We start from the raw sequence: 14,427 nt of genomic DNA, 5'->3' as shown, positions 1-14,427 counted from the left end.
TAAGTAAAGGCCCTCCCACAAGGGAAGGGCCTCTTTTCCGACCATTTGCCTAATTTCTAGGCAGCGGGGTCGCTATGCGGCATGGGCCACGGCGGACTGCGACACGCGGCTGACGATGGCGGGGGCCTGATGCACCAACGTGTCGTCCGTCAGGGCGCTGACCATGAAAAGGGCGAAGTCGGTGCGCCGCACCAGCTTCGAGGCGAGCACGTCGTCCTGCGCGTGATGCGACCAGACCGGCAGCCCCTGGCTTTCGCCTTCTTCGAGGTCCGGTCCACGCACCACGGTCCAGAGCCGGTTCGACGCGAAGATCGCATCGGTCGCGCGGTATTGGTCTTCGATATCCACCAGCCGGGTGATGCGGGCGATCCGGGCGACGACGAGGGCCGCCTTGACCTTCCAGCTGAACCGATCCTGCCCGTCCATCGAGATGTGAAGTCCGCAGGAAAAGACGAGCCGCGCGCCGGGATCGGCAAAGTCGAGAACGGCTTTCGCGGTGCCCGAGGCGTAATCGTCGACCCCCCAGGGGACCAGCACGGTGAGAACGCCGTCGCAGCCCTCGACCGCCTTGCGGATCACCTCACGGTCGTTGGTCCGGCCGGGAAAGACTTTGATGCGGTCGCCGAAGCGGGCCAGCTTGCCGACGCTCTCGGGGCGGCAGACCCCCTGGACTTCGTAGCCCATCTTGAGGGCGTGTTCGGTCATGTACTGACCCAGTTTGCCGGAGATGCCGATGATGCAGATGCGTTTCATGGTTTGAGTTCCTTTCGGGTTCATGGTTCAGGCAGCGGCCAGAGCCGGGTTCAGGGGGGTGGGTTCCTTCGGCCCGCGAATTGCGAGCCAAAGGGCAAAGCCGACTTCCGACAGGGTGACGATGGCGAGGAAGCCGATGCGCAGGGTTCCGAACCAGTCGGCATCCGGGAAGGCGAAGGCATAGACGCTGTCGAAGATGTAGCCGAAGCTGCCGACGATCAGGCCGTAGCCGAACAGGCGCGGGACAAGACCGGACTTCAGGACGAGCGTGCCGAGCAGCATCAGGTGCATCCAGAAGAACGCCTGCCAGACCCAGATACCGGCATGGTGCGTGTCGATCATCAGCGCCGCGAGCGCGTTCCTGATCTCGTCGTTCGCCACGATGTCTCCTGTGGCGAGGCTGGTCAGACCGGCCTGGAACAGAAGCATCGCACCCATCACGGCCACCATGGCGAAGCGGGCGAGCATGGCGGCGAAGGCCAGCGTTTCGTTCGTGCGGCGGAAGATCTGGAACAGCATGGTCATGGTCATGACCTCAATCAGCATCACCAGCGTGTCGGCCCCGATCCCGGCGTTGTAGAGGCCGCGCTTGGCGACGAGGTTCGCCATCGTGCCCGCCGGATCGCCGGTAACGATCTGGCTCGGCACGTAACCGATGGCGAAGGCGCCGAAGACGGCGATCGAGAAATAAAGACCACCGGCGAGGCGGCCGTAGTTGCGGGCGGTGGGATCGTTGAAGACTTTCATGACTTGGACCTTTCGGGCAAAGGGGCATCGGTCCGGTGCAAGCGGTGCTCCGGCGGTCAGTCCCGATTTCGTTTTGAATGTTGGTCGGCCTCTCATCGGCCGGTGAGGATGTTTTAGCGCGGGGGCGTCCTCAACAAAATTGACCAATATCGTGGAATTGGTATGCATATCCGTATGGATTGGAAAAACGTCAGTTTCGACTGGAACCGCGCCCGTGCCTTTCTGGTGACGGCGGAAGAAGGCTCTCTCTCCGCCGCCGCCCGCGCGCTTGGCCTTGCCCAGCCCACGCTGGGGCGGCAGGTCGAGGCCTTGCAAGAGGAGCTCGGCGTTACCCTCTTCGAGCGCGCGGGCCGGGGGATGCAGCTCACCCCCGCCGGTCACGCGATGATCGAACATGCCCGCGCGATGGGCGAGGCGGCGGGGCGGCTTTCAAACGTCGCCTTCGGTCAGAACGACACGATGGAGGGGCCGGTGACGATCAGCGCCTCGGATGCCTACGCCGGTCTCCTCCTCCCCCCGATCATCGAAAAGATGACCGAGGCCGAGCCGCGCATCACCGTGAACGTCGTCGTGTCGAACACCGCCTCGGACCTGCTCAGGCGCGAGGCCGACATCGCGATCCGAAACTTCCGGCCCGAAGAACCCGACCTCATCGCGCGCAAGATCCGCGACGCCGAGGCGCGGATGTTCGCCTCACCGGATTACGCCGCCTCCCTTGGTCGGGTCCAAAGCAAGGACGACTTCGCAAAGGCCCGCTTCGTCGGTCTCGACCGCACCGGGCATTTTCTGGGGATGTTGCAGCAGATGGGTTACCCGATCTCCGAGGCGAACGTGCCCGTTCACACCGAGAACTTCCTCGTCATGTGGGCGCTGGTGAAACGCGGCATGGGGATCGGCATGATCGACTCGGTCATCGGCGACGCCGATCCGGGCGTCGTCCGGCTGTGGGAGGATGAACCGACCCTCGGCTTCCCGATCTGGCTCGTCGCCCACCGCGATCTGCACCAGAACCGCCGGCTCAGGTTCGTGTGGGATTTCCTCGCGGACGCCCTGCGATAGGCGGCAGAAGCGTGCCGCGCACAAGCCGGGCAAGCGCCGCGGGGATGGGCGGCACCGTGGACAGGGGATAAAGCAGGCGGTCACGAAGAAACGCCAAGGCCCGGCTGTCCGACTGGTACTGCGGTGTGAAGACGGCCGAGAGCAGTTGATAGCCCCAGACATGCCAGCGGCGGGTGAGGACATAGGCCCTCAGCGCATCGTCCAGATTGCCATGCCGCTCCATCGCCCAGGCCAGAGCACTCGCATCCAGAAGCGCCATGTTCGCCCCCTGCCCGAGTTGGGGCGAGGTTCGGTGCGCCGCGTCACCGATATGCACCATCCCGTCGCCCGCCGTGCGCCAGAGCGTGCCGTGGCCATAGCGCGCCATCGTGAAATCATCCGTCGCACCGATCTGATCCGCGAAATCCCAAGCCTCTGGCCAGTGCGCCTGCGCCTCCCGCTTCCAGGCGTCCAGACCCGCCGCGCGCCATGCGTCGTATCCGCCCGAGGGCAGAGACCAGAACAGCGCCGCCTTGGGCCGATCCGCGCCCGCGGGTGTCCCGATCGGTAGCACTCCCATCATCCGGTCGGCATGGCTGTAGCGTTGGGTCAGCCGGTCCGGCTCGATCACGCCGGGCACCCAGTCCACGACGCTCCAGAGCGCGCCATAGGGAAGCGCCCGCGCCCGGATGGGCGACAGCATCGACCCCGACCCGCTCGCATCGATCAACAGGTCGAACGCCCCGGTCCGCCTGCCACCCTCCAGTACGAAGCGTTGCCCGTCACGCCCCACGACCAGCGATCGCGGCGTGACCCCGACGCCTTCGGCCATGCAGACCTCATGCAAGACCGAGAACAGGCTTGCCCGGTGAATGCCCAGCCCCTGATGCGCCGGGTCGGTGCCGTAGTCGGCAGCCAGCACGATACCCGCCTTCTGATGGCTCGTGCCCTGAATGCGGGTCAGCCCCTGCCCCTGCGCTTCGGCCTTGTCGAGAACGCCAAGCTCGGCCAGCACCGCGCGGCCCACGGGCTGCACGACCAGCCCCGACCCCACGGGGGCGGGCGCGTCGAACTGGTCGAAGATCTCGACCCTGTGACCGGCGCGGGCCAGAAACGCGCCGACCGCCAACCCGCCGATCCCGGCCCCTGCGATTCCGATGGCTCGTGGCCTGCCCGTTCGGACCATACCGATCCCCGCCTGAATTAAGTGGCTGACTGATAACCGCTTTTATCACGGCCTCACGCGAAATGAACCCGCAAGCGATACCTGCTTCCGCAAGCTTCAGCCAGTCGCCGAACAGGGGGTTGTGGACCTGAAACCGCTTTGCCAAATACGGCCCATGTCGAACCTCCTGAACCTTGTCGGCCGCATCCTGATCGCGCTCATCTTTTTCGGTGGCGCGATCCAGAAGGTTGGCGATCCGGCCCCCGTGACCGGGATGATTACCGGCATCGGCCTGCCCGAGTGGCTGATCTGGCCCGTGGCGGCGTTCAACCTGATCGCCGCCGTCGCACTCGTCACCGGTCCCGGCATCAGGATCTGGGCGCTCATGCTCGCTGCCTATTGCATCTTCACCAGTTATTTTCATTGGGATCTTCGGGCGGACCCGTGGCAGGTCACGATCATGGTCAAGAACTGGGCCATCGCGGGCGGTCTTCTGATCCTCGCCAGTCAGGATACGGACGGGGTTTCGACCGGCGGCCGGCGCGCCGCAAAGACCGGGTTCCAGCCGGACCAGAAGTAAGCGAACCGGCGCTGAACACAGCCGCGTGCATTGTCGGTTCACCGCCCAGCCCCTACATTTTCAGGGACTGCAACGGGTGTGGCGGGGAAACCGGTGACTTCGAAAGACGCAAGCACGCGCTCGGGCGAGCGTGAAGGGGTCCGCTACGCGCGGGAACTGAACCGCCATATCACGTGGCTCGACAGCTTCACGGGCGTGGCCCTTGGGGTGCTGGCCGCCGCTTCGGGCATCTACACCTATCTCGGCGTTCGGTCCTTGCTGGACGACACCGGCGCGTGGACGACCTTTGCCGCGCTCAGTTACTCGCTCGCCGTGTCGGTCGGTATCTTCGTGTTCTGGTCCTACATGCTCCGGCTCTTGCCCGCGATGCGCACCGCTGCGTCCCGGCTTGGCCTGATGCTGTCGATGGCCCTCGGCTCGGTCGCCATCGTCGCCATGTCGTCGTGGCTGAACGCCGCCGCGCTTGCGGGGGCCGCCGCCGTCGAACAGCATCTCGCCCACACGGTGCAGGACTATCAGACCGCCCTCGAACGGGCGCATTCCAAGACCATTGCCGGTCAGGCGCTGCAACGGGATGTCGCCCGGGCGCGCGAGACGTTTCAGGATCTCTCGGCGCAGGAGGACAGCGGAAACCTTTCCGGTCTCGCCGGGCGTGGCGCGGTGTTCCGGGTGCTCACCCAGAAATCCGCCGAACTTCAAGGGCTCGAAGACCAGATCGCCGCGCAGGAGCAGGAGGTGGCTGAAGCTTTCGCACAGGGTAACGCCGTTCTCAGCCGGATGCGCGCGCTGTCGGTCGAACCCGGCGCGGTCGAAGCCCGCTCGGTCCGGTTCGCGGAAGAGGCCGTGCGCCTGTCCGGCCTCATCGCGGAATTGCGCCAGTTGAACGTGGCCCCGCTGGTCGCCCGTGCCTCGGCCGACCTGCGCGACAGCGTGGTTCTGCCCGACCTCGACGCTGGTTCCGCCGAGGGGCGTGCAAGCCAGCAATCGACCATCGCCAGCGTCATGACGCTTCTGGCCGACCGCGCCTCGACGCTGGAGACGGCAGCGGCCGAGGTTCAGGCGCTCCCCGATGCCGAAGAGATCGAGTATACGCCCCTGTCCGCCGCCGACGCGGTGATCCGCTACGCGGGCAACTTCGTGCCGTCGTGGGCCGGGGCCATCGCCATCGACCTGTTGCCCGCCGTTCTCGTCTTCGTCCTTATGGTCACCCATGCGGCGATCCGGCAAGGGAACGGAGTCCAGACGGTCGAGGACACCATGACCGTGGCCGAGATGCGGGCGGCGCTCGACGCGGCGCGAAGCCTCGACATGATCCCGCACGACCCCGACCCGACCCCGCCGGAGCGCGACTCCGACAAGCGCCATGTCCGGGCGGTCGACTGAGATGAGCACCGAGACGACCGACGCCGCCGACCCGGCACCGACCGGCATCCGGCGCGCCATCGCGGGGATCGTGGGCGTGCAGGTGGCGATTGCCGCCGCGCTCCTCATCACCGATCTGGCGGGCAGCCTGCCCCGGATCGACCCGCTCACCCGGCAGTCGCCCTCCGGCCCCTCAACACGGCCCTATTCGCCCGACCGCGCGCCATCGACCCTGCCCGGCGAACGGCCCGATACGGGGCCGATGCCCGAACGGCTGGAAGTGTCGGCGGACGGCCCGACGCTGACCCTGACGGGGCAGATCGCCCCCGGTGACGGGGCGCGGATCGGTGACGAACTCCGCACCCAAGCGGGCGCCGGCCAGACGGTCGCCACCATCCGGCTGGACAGCCCCGGCGGCTCGGTCTCGGATGCGCTCGAGATCGGCGAACTCATCCGGGGCAGCGGCATCGACACCGAGATCGCCGCGAATGCGATCTGCCTGTCGGCCTGTCCCTATATCCTCGCGGGCGGGGTCGAACGGACGGTCGCCTCGACGGGACGTGTCGGGGTGCACCAGCATTATTTCGGGGAAAGCACCATCCTCCCCGCCTTCATCGCGGTCGAGGACATTCAGCGCGGTCAGGCCGAAGTCATGGCCTATCTCACGCGGATGGGAATCGGGCTGGGCATCATGGAACACGCCATGCGCACGCCGCCCGATCAGATCTACCTTCTGTCGCAGGAAGAACTGTCGGAATACGACATGGTGACGGCGGCGCAATAGTCCCTATCCGGCCTGCTCGCCCTCGAACGCGTCCGCCTTGACCGCGCCGCGCTGACCCCTTGGACGGTCCCGGCCAACGGTCGTGTCCATCAGGTGCTGCGCCTCGATCTCGGCATTGAGCTTGGCACCCAGAAGCACGACCAGCGCCGAAATCCAAAGCCACATGAGCAGGACGATCGCCCCGGCGAGCGTTCCGAAGCTTTCCTGATAGCTCCCGAAATTGTCGGCATAGATCGAGAACCCGACCGAAGCGGCGCCCCACAACAGACAGGCCAGCACCGCGCCCGGCAAGATATAGACCCAGCGCGCCGACCGACGATCCGGCCCGTAGCGGAACAGGATCGAGAACGCGCCGATGGTGAACATGAGCAGCACCAACCACGGCACGATCCTCACCACCGTCTCGACCACGCCGCCGAGGGGCAGGACATTCAGCACGATGGGCAGCACCACCATGACCCCAAGCGAAAAGATCACGCCGATGACGAGGAAAACGGTCAAGGCGAACACCGTCAGTTTCGCCCGGATCAGACCGCGCTCGTCCTTTTCGGCATAGGCCACGTTCAGCCCCACCATCAGGTTTTCGACCCCCTTCGACGCGGAATAGAGCGCAAGAAGCAGGCCAAGGATCGCGGCGAGCCCCAGCCCGCTTTCATCCGATCCGGTCACGGATGTCGCCTGATCCAGTATGATGCTTGCGGCCCCGTCGGGCAGCACCGCCGCGAATTCCTGCAACGGGTCCGTGATTTCGGCGGGATCGAAGAACAGGCCCGCAACGGCAATCGTGGCGGTGATTGCGGGAAACAGCGACAACAGCGCGAAGAACGCGACGCCCGCCGCGATCAGGGTCAGACGGTTCTCGTTGAACCGCGTCCACACGCGTTTCAGGATCGCGAACCACTCCGCCCCGGAGAACGCGAGCGAGCGATTGGAGTGTTGCACTGTGTCGACCATGACGTCTCGGTGCCCCCTTCGTGTCATTCAGGACTTACCAGACCAACCATGCTTGAATTCCATTGTTCCGAACATGCGCTATTCGGCCCGGCAAAACATGCAGCCACCGAAAGAATTTGCGTGATACGGGGCGTTCCACCTAACGTGGGACATGAACCCTCCGCAGGGCCCGATGGCGAGTCGGCCCTGCAACGTGGAAGTGGAACCCCGGTTGCTCAGACGCCAGCCCCCCGTTTTCAACAAGGCATCGTTTCTGTCCGGTTCGGGCGAAATGGCGGGCCGGATGCGCGATTTCGACTGGACGAACCATCCGCTCGGGCCGCCCGAAGACTGGCCGACCGCGCTGCGGTCCGCGTTGGGTATCGCGCTGAACTCCACCTTTCCGACCTGCATCTACTGGGGGTCGGAACTGCGCCTGCTCTACAACGACAGCTGGTCGACGATCCCCGGCCCGCGGCACCCGGATTGCCTGGGCGAACCCGCGGCCGAGGTCTGGTCCGACATCTGGCACGTCATCGAGCCGCAGTTCACCGAGGTGATCTCGACCGGCGAAGGGCTGTTCGTCGAGAACCAGATGCTGCCCATGCGCCGCTTCGGGGTCGAAGAGGAGACATACTGGACCTACAGCTTCACCCCGATCCGCATGGATGACGGGTCGATCGGCGGGATCTTCAACTCGGGCAGCGAGACGACGACGCAGCTTCTGCAACAAAAGAACACCGCCTTCGTGCTGGAACTGAGCGACGTGTTTCGCAATGTCGCTGATCCGACCGCGATCCGGCCCAAGGCGCTCGCCATGCTGGGCCAGCACCTCGACGCCGACCGGGTCGGCCTGCGGGAACGCGCCGCCGCCGGGCCCGCGACCCAACTCGACATCACCGAACAATGGTGCGCGACCGGAATCAATCCCGTGACACCGCGCCCCGGCGCCGCGACGCTCGACCACAAGATGTGGGCGAGCCTTCTGGACGGCCACGTGATCCGGCTGGACGGAACCGATGCCGACCGGCTGGCCGTCGAGAAGCAGATCCTCGATTCCATCGGATGTGCTGCGGCCCTCGCCGTGCCATGGGCCGAGGATGGCGAGACGACGGCGGTCATCTTCGTCCACTCCATGACCCCGCGCCACTGGACCGATCTCGAGGTCGAGGTGGTCGAAGCCGTTCTCGAACGCACCATGCACCTCGTCGCCCGCGCCCGTGCGGCCGAACGTGAACGCGTTATGACGAACGAGATCAACCACCGCGCCCGGAACCTTCTGTCGGTCGCGCAGGCCATCATCCGGCTCGCGCGGCCCGAAGACCCCAAGACGATGCGCGACAAGCTGGTGTCCCGGATCGGCGCGCTGTCGAAAAGCCACTCCCTGCTGGCGGATTTGAAGTGGGAGCCGGTGGCGCTTAGAACCCTGCTCGATCAGGAACTCGCGCCTTATGTGTCCGGCACGGACGGAACCGCCGAACTCACCGGCCCCGATGTGGTCCTGTCGGCCACCCAATGTCAGGCGCTCGGCCTCGTCCTGCACGAGCTTGTCACCAACGCGGCCAAATACGGTGCGCTCAACGACACCGGCGGTCGTCTGCGCGTGCGTTGGGACGTGACCGACCGCAACACTCTGCGCATCGACTGGTCGGAACGGTGCCGCACCCCGGTCCAGACCACCGACAAGGTCGAAGGCGGGTTCGGCTCACGGCTTCTGAACCTGATGATCGAACGGCAGCTCGAAGGCTCGTATGAGCGTGACCTGCGCCCCGACGGCCTCCATTTCGTCATCGAAATCCCGTGGAGCGCCGCACCGACCCCGGTGCTTGAGCCGCAGGATTAGGGATCAACGGGTAAGTTCGACCGCCGTGATCGCATAGGCGAAGGTGGCCGGGTCCAGTTCGTCGCGCGGCTTTCCGTCGATCTCGGCCTGCGGGTACATCAGGAACGGCACGGTTGCGTTCTCCGCCCCCGGCAGAACGACGTCATGGGCGAAGTTGTAGCCGATCCAGTTGCCTTCCCAGCTTCCGAACAGCCCGGCCCGCGCTTCTTCCACCAGCGGATGATCGAGCGGCAGGTTCCCCTCGCCCTCCTGCAACATCACCTTGCGCACGTCGGCAGGATCGGCCGGAATCCAGCCGTATCCATCGACGAACACCTCGGCCCGGCAATGCTGCGCCTTGGTGACATCCTCGGACCCGGCGCCAAGGCTCTTGTAGCCGAAGGCAGAGGGCGCCACGCGCAGGCCATACACATCGCGCGCCGGAAGCCCGGCGGCCCGCGCCAGCCCCACGTAAAGCGCATTCAGGTCGGCGCATTTGCCCGTCAGATCGCCCACTTCCAGCATCGAGGCGATATCGCCCAGCCCGCAGCCCGGCGTGTCCGGGTTGCGCGCGGTGTTCTCGACGATCCACTCGTAGATTGCCCGCGCCTTGCGCAGATCGGTGTCGGCATACCGGGTAATCATGTCGGCGGTTTCCTTGACGATCCCGTCGGTCGGCAAAAGCTCGGTCGCCGCCGTGTAAAGCGCGCGCTCCTCCGCGCTCAGGCTGGCATCGCTTGTCGGCGCGCTCAGATCCTTGGCCCGGTCCTGCGTTTCGACCCGTGCGACGATGTTCAGCGTCGCCGTCTCGACCCCCGACCATTCGGCGTGCAGATACTGTGCCCCGCTCGGCCCATCCGTCACGATCTCGGCCCTGTCCGCGTTCGTCGTCCACTCCACCGCCTGCGGCTTCATCCAGCCGTCTTCGTGGACCGACGGCACCGGCACCCAGGCCTGTGCGGGCTTGCCGCCCGCTGGCAGATCGACCCGGGTGGTCAGTTCGAACAGGCGCCAGCCCGACGGCTGCGGCTGGAACGCGGCCAGCCCCGCCTTCGGCAGCATCGCCGCGAAAGGGGCCGCCGCGCCAAGTTTCATGAGGCTGCGCCTGTCGATCATCGTCTCGTCTCCTGTTCACGCATCGGCCTTGGGCCGCTTGCTTGGCTTATCGCGTGCACGCGGTCCGGTTTCAATCCGTCCTCGGATGCGCAACCCGGCTTTGCACCGGCCACGACCACGACGCCCTAGACCGGCGCCCCCCGCTCCGGCGTCAGCATGTGGCGGATCAGCGCGATGGGGTGCGAGCGCAAGGTCAGCCGCATCGACACGAAATCCTCGACCACCTGTTCGCCCTCGCTCATCTCGGGGAAATAGGCGGCAGGCTCCACGATCCCCTCGCCGTCCAGATCGCCCGCGAACAGCGGCAGGGGCTTTTCGCCCGTGATCGCCCGCGCCTCCCACAACGCCTCGCGCCGGGACAGCCCGAGGTCGGCGAAAGCATCCGCCTCGGCCAGCCGGGCCAGCAGCCGGGGCGACACGCCGGACCGGCGCCACACGTCCTCGACCACCGCATAGCCGTTGCCGCGCGCCGCCGTGATCCAAGCGGCCTCCTCCTCGGCCATCCCGCGCAACTGCCGGAACCCCAGCCGCACGGCGAGCCCGCCCTTGCCATCCGGCTCCATCACATTGTCCCAATAGCTTGCGTTGATGCAGACGGGCCGCACCTCGACCCCATGTTCGCGCGCATCCCGCACGATCTGCGCGGGCGCATAGAACCCCATCGGCTGCGCGTTGAGCAGCGCACAGCAGAAGATGCCGGGATGGTGACACTTGATCCACGCGCTCGCATAGACCAGCAGCGCGAAACTCGCCGCGTGGCTTTCGGGGAAACCGTAGGAGCCGAACCCCTCGATCTGGCTGAAACACCGCTCGGCAAAGTCCAGATCGTACCCGTTCGCCCGCATCCCCCGAATGAACCGGGTGCGAAAATCACTCACGCTCCCATGCTTCTTGAAGGTGGCGAGCGAGCGGCGCAGCTGATCCGCCTCCTCCGGCGTGAACCCGGCCCCGGTGATGGCAATCTGCATCGCCTGTTCCTGAAACAGCGGCACGCCCAACGTCTTGCCCAGAACCGCCCCCAGCGCGTCGGACGGAAACTCCACCGCCTCCTCGCCGTTTCGCCGCCGGATGAAGGGGTGCACCATGTCGCCCTGTATCGGCCCCGGCCGGATGATCGCCACCTGAATGACGAGGTCGTAGAACGTGCGCGGCTTCATGCGCGGCAGGAAATTCATCTGCGCACGGCTTTCCACCTGAAACACCCCCAGACTGTCGGCCCGGCAGAGCATGTCATAGACGACCGGGTCTTCGGGCGGCAGCGAGGCGAGCGTATGGTCGACCCCCAGATGGCTCTCCATCAGCCCGAACGCCTTGCGGATACAGGTCAGCATCCCCAGCGCCAGAACGTCGACCTTGAGGATACCCAGCGCGTCGATGTCGTCCTTGTCCCAGCAGATGACCGTGCGATCCTCCATCGTCGCGTTCTCGATCGGGACCAGTTCATCCAGCCGCCCTTCGGTGATGATGAACCCGCCGACATGCTGGCTCAGATGCCGGGGAAACCCCTGTATCTCGTCCACCAGATCGAGCACCTGATCGAGCTTGGGATCCTCCGGGTCCAGCCCGATCTCCCGCAGCCGCGCCGACCGCATCCCCGTGCCGCCCCAGCCCCAGACCTGAGACGACATGGAGGCGATGGTGTCCTCGGTCAGCCCCATCGCCCGGCCCACCTCACGGATCGCCCGCTTGCCGCGATAGTGGATGACCGTGGCGCACAGCCCGGCCCGGTGCCGCCCGTAGCGTTGATAGATGTGCTGGATCACCTCCTCGCGCCGCTCATGCTCGAAATCCACGTCGATGTCCGGCGGTTCGTCCCGCGCCTCGGACACGAAACGCTCGAACACCATCGTCCCGATCTCGGGGCTGACGCTGGTGACCCCCAGTGCATAACACACGACCGAATTCGCCGCCGACCCCCGCCCCTGACACAGGATGCCGCGCGAGCGGGCGAAAGCGACGATGTCGTTCACGGTCAGGAAATAGGGCTCGTAGTTCAGCTTGGCGATCAGCGCGAGTTCATGCTCCAGCATCTTCGACACCCGCTCCGGCGCCCCCGCCGGATACCGTTCGCGCAGCCCCCGCCGCGCGAGCCGCGACAGCCGCGCCGAGGGCGTCTCGCCATCCGCGATCTCGGACGGATACTCATAGCGCAACTCGTCCAGCTGAAACCCCAGCCGATCCGCAATCTCACCCGACCGATGCACCGCATCCTCGTGCCCGGCGAAAAGCCGCAGCATCTCACTTTCCGAGCGCAGACGCCGCTCGGCATTGGGTTGCGCCAGATGCCCCAGCGCCTCGACCCGCACGCCTTCGCGTACCGCGCTCAACACGTCGACCAGCTTGCGCCGCCGCCCGTGGTGCATGATCGGCTCGGCACTGGCCACGGTCGGCAGCCCCAGTTCCTCTGCCAGCGCCGCGAGATGCGTGAAGCGCGCCGGATCCCGCCCGTCATAGCGCGGCGCGAGCACCAGATGCATGTCGTCCCGGTATCGCTTGAGCAAAGGCCCGACCCTCTTGCGCAGCCCGGCCCCCGGCGGATGCAACAGCAGTTCCATCCCGTCGAGCGCCCCACCCAGATCGCCGAGCCTGAGCAGACACGATCCCTTCTCGGCCCTGAGCCGCCCGGTGGAAATCAACCGCGACAGCCGCCCCCACGCCGCCCGGTCCCGTGGCAAGGCGGTGATCGCCAGCCCTTCCTCGGTCACGATCCGCGCGGCGGGCAGCAGACGGGGCGCATTGTCGATGGGCAGGCGATAAGGCTCGGGCAGATGCGCGGGCTTCGGCGGACCTATGATGCCCTGCTCGGCCTCCAGCCGCGCCCGTGCCTCGGCCATCTTCGCGATCTCCCGGCTGAACGTATGCGCGCGCACGATCCCGGCGACCGAATTCACATCGGCCACCGCCAGCGCCCGCATCCCGGTCAGCGCCGCCCGATCCACGTATTCCTCGGCATGGCTCCCGCCCGTGAGAAACGTGAAATTCGACGTTATGCAAAGCTCCACGAACATGAGTCGCAAGTATATTCACGTTTTGTTCTCATTTGGAGTCCGATCTAAGGCGCGCCCGCGTCCCTCTTCTCTGGTCTGAAAATACCTCGGGGGTGCGGGGGCAGAGCCCCCGCCTCGGTCGTCGCGGGCTTGCCCGCGGCGAAACTACTGGGCCACCGGCGGGCAATCCCCGGCCATACAGGCCTCCATCGCCTCGAAATCCGCCTCACTCGCCTCGGCAAAGTGATGCGGCATACAGGGATTGACGTCGAGGTAGATCGCCGCCCCATCCGCTTCGACCCTGAGAAACATCAGCGCATCGTCCGAGGCTTGCGGTATCCCGCACCACGGGCCGATGCAGCCCACGACCACCACGATGTCTTCGGCAAACTCGTTCAGAAACCCGTCTGCCCCCAAGGATTTGCCGACCACGCGCCCGTTCGTCAGCCATTCCTCCGGCGCGTCCTCGTCGTAGCTTTCGGGCAGGCCCTCGGCATCGAAACTCAGCGCGCCCCGCACCACCATGTAGCGTTTGGCGGACTCGTCCGCCTCTTGGAACGCCGTCACCGGGTCATAGCGCATGCACGACAGCGCCGCCGCCGGCCCCGGCAGGACCATCGCGGCCAGCGCGAGGCTCAGAGCCGCGCGCGAAATTCGTCCAGAACCGCGCGGTAGATGTCGCGCTTGAACGGCACGATGCGCGCGATCATCTCGTCGGGGTCGATCCATGTCCATGTGCTGAACTCCGGGTGCTCGGTCGCGATGTCGACCTGGTCGTCAGTGCCCTTGAAACGCATCAGGAACCACCGCTGTTCCTGCCCCTTGAACTTGCCCTTCCAGACCTTGCCGCTCGCGACAAGCTCCGGTGGCAGATCATAGGTCAGCCAGTCGGGATGCTCGGCCTCGATGTCGACGAGGTCGGCGCTCACCCCGGTCTCTTCCCAAAGCTCGCGAAGCGCCGCATCGCGCGGCGTCTCGCCCTTGTCCACGCCGCCCTGCGGCATCTGCCAAGCGGTCGCGTCGGTGCCCAGATCCTTGGCATCGATGCGCTGCCCGGCGAACACCTTGCCCTCGGCATTCGCCAGCACCACGCCCACGCAGGGCCGATACGGCAGCGCCGCGATCTCATCCGGTGTCACG

General features: G+C 66.1%; 13 protein-coding genes. 5 read left to right on the top strand and 8 right to left on the bottom strand.

What is annotated here, in order from left to right; genetic code table 11:
• Window positions 1-72 precede the first annotated feature (72 nt).
• Window positions 73-753 (bottom strand): NAD(P)H-binding protein, encoded by a 681-nt coding sequence (locus tag FCT00_RS07170; RefSeq protein ID WP_148912494.1) that lies wholly within the window; start codon window positions 751-753, stop codon window positions 73-75.
• A gap of 27 nt (window positions 754-780) precedes the next feature.
• Window positions 781-1,500 carry a DUF4386 domain-containing protein gene (locus FCT00_RS07165; RefSeq protein WP_138422406.1) on the bottom strand — a complete coding sequence of 240 codons (720 nt, stop codon included), beginning with the start codon at window positions 1,498-1,500 and terminating at the stop codon, window positions 781-783.
• A gap of 174 nt (window positions 1,501-1,674) precedes the next feature.
• Here FCT00_RS07165 and FCT00_RS07160 point away from each other — a divergent pair, with 174 nt between their 5' ends.
• The gene (locus FCT00_RS07160) at window positions 1,675-2,559 is read left to right on the top strand and encodes a LysR family transcriptional regulator (protein ID WP_235888950.1); all 885 of its coding nucleotides are present in this window, start codon (window positions 1,675-1,677) and stop codon (window positions 2,557-2,559) included.
• Here the strand turns inward: FCT00_RS07160 and FCT00_RS07155 are convergent.
• Window positions 2,519-3,724 (bottom strand): FAD-dependent oxidoreductase, encoded by a 1,206-nt coding sequence (locus tag FCT00_RS07155; RefSeq protein WP_138422404.1) that lies wholly within the window; start codon window positions 3,722-3,724, stop codon window positions 2,519-2,521. The genes FCT00_RS07160 and FCT00_RS07155 overlap by 41 nt on opposite strands.
• Window positions 3,725-3,878: 154 nt before the next feature.
• Between FCT00_RS07155 and FCT00_RS07150 the strand changes: the two genes are divergently transcribed.
• The 3 genes from FCT00_RS07150 (at window position 3,879) to FCT00_RS07140 (ending at window position 6,429) form a co-directional block, all read left to right on the top strand.
• Window positions 3,879-4,283: a DoxX family protein gene (locus FCT00_RS07150; protein WP_138422403.1), complete on the top strand. Its 405-nt coding sequence runs from the start codon at window positions 3,879-3,881 to the stop codon at window positions 4,281-4,283.
• 93 nt (window positions 4,284-4,376) lie between these two features.
• Window positions 4,377-5,666: an AAA family ATPase gene (locus FCT00_RS07145; RefSeq protein WP_235888949.1), complete on the top strand. Its 1,290-nt coding sequence runs from the start codon at window positions 4,377-4,379 to the stop codon at window positions 5,664-5,666.
• 1 nt (window position 5,667) lies between these two features.
• On the top strand, window positions 5,668-6,429 hold the full coding sequence (locus FCT00_RS07140; protein ID WP_138422401.1) for a COG3904 family protein: 762 nt from the start codon (window positions 5,668-5,670) through the stop codon (window positions 6,427-6,429).
• Window positions 6,430-6,432: 3 nt separating this feature from the next.
• Here the strand turns inward: FCT00_RS07140 and FCT00_RS07135 are convergent, their stop codons facing one another.
• Window positions 6,433-7,383, bottom strand: coding sequence for a YihY/virulence factor BrkB family protein (locus FCT00_RS07135; protein WP_138422400.1), 951 nt, complete (start codon window positions 7,381-7,383; stop codon window positions 6,433-6,435).
• A 151-nt stretch (window positions 7,384-7,534) separates the two neighbouring features.
• On the opposite strand from FCT00_RS07135, the gene FCT00_RS07130 reads away from it, so the two are divergent.
• Window positions 7,535-9,205 carry a PAS domain-containing sensor histidine kinase gene (locus FCT00_RS07130; RefSeq protein WP_235888948.1) on the top strand — a complete coding sequence of 557 codons (1,671 nt, stop codon included), beginning with the start codon at window positions 7,535-7,537 and terminating at the stop codon, window positions 9,203-9,205.
• Between the two features lie 3 nt (window positions 9,206-9,208).
• Here the strand turns inward: FCT00_RS07130 and FCT00_RS07125 are convergent, their stop codons facing one another.
• From FCT00_RS07125 to FCT00_RS07110, 4 genes are all read right to left on the bottom strand, one after another.
• Window positions 9,209-10,300: a transglutaminase-like domain-containing protein gene (locus FCT00_RS07125; RefSeq protein ID WP_138422399.1), complete on the bottom strand. Its 1,092-nt coding sequence runs from the start codon at window positions 10,298-10,300 to the stop codon at window positions 9,209-9,211.
• Window positions 10,301-10,425: 125 nt separating this feature from the next.
• Window positions 10,426-13,308, bottom strand: coding sequence for an error-prone DNA polymerase (locus tag FCT00_RS07120; RefSeq protein WP_138422398.1), 2,883 nt, complete (start codon window positions 13,306-13,308; stop codon window positions 10,426-10,428).
• A gap of 144 nt (window positions 13,309-13,452) precedes the next feature.
• Window positions 13,453-13,905 (bottom strand): hypothetical protein, encoded by a 453-nt coding sequence (locus tag FCT00_RS07115; protein ID WP_138422397.1) that lies wholly within the window; start codon window positions 13,903-13,905, stop codon window positions 13,453-13,455.
• Between the two features lie 17 nt (window positions 13,906-13,922).
• Window positions 13,923-14,426: an RNA pyrophosphohydrolase gene (locus FCT00_RS07110; protein ID WP_138422396.1), complete on the bottom strand. Its 504-nt coding sequence runs from the start codon at window positions 14,424-14,426 to the stop codon at window positions 13,923-13,925.
• Window position 14,427: the final 1 nt, after the last annotated feature.

It is taken from the genome of Maritimibacter alexandrii (genome assembly GCF_005871115.1).
GTDB lineage: Bacteria > Pseudomonadota > Alphaproteobacteria > Rhodobacterales > Rhodobacteraceae > Maritimibacter > Maritimibacter alkaliphilus.
Note: the sequence above shows the minus strand (reverse complement) of the source record. Positions and strands in the feature narration are given on the sequence as shown.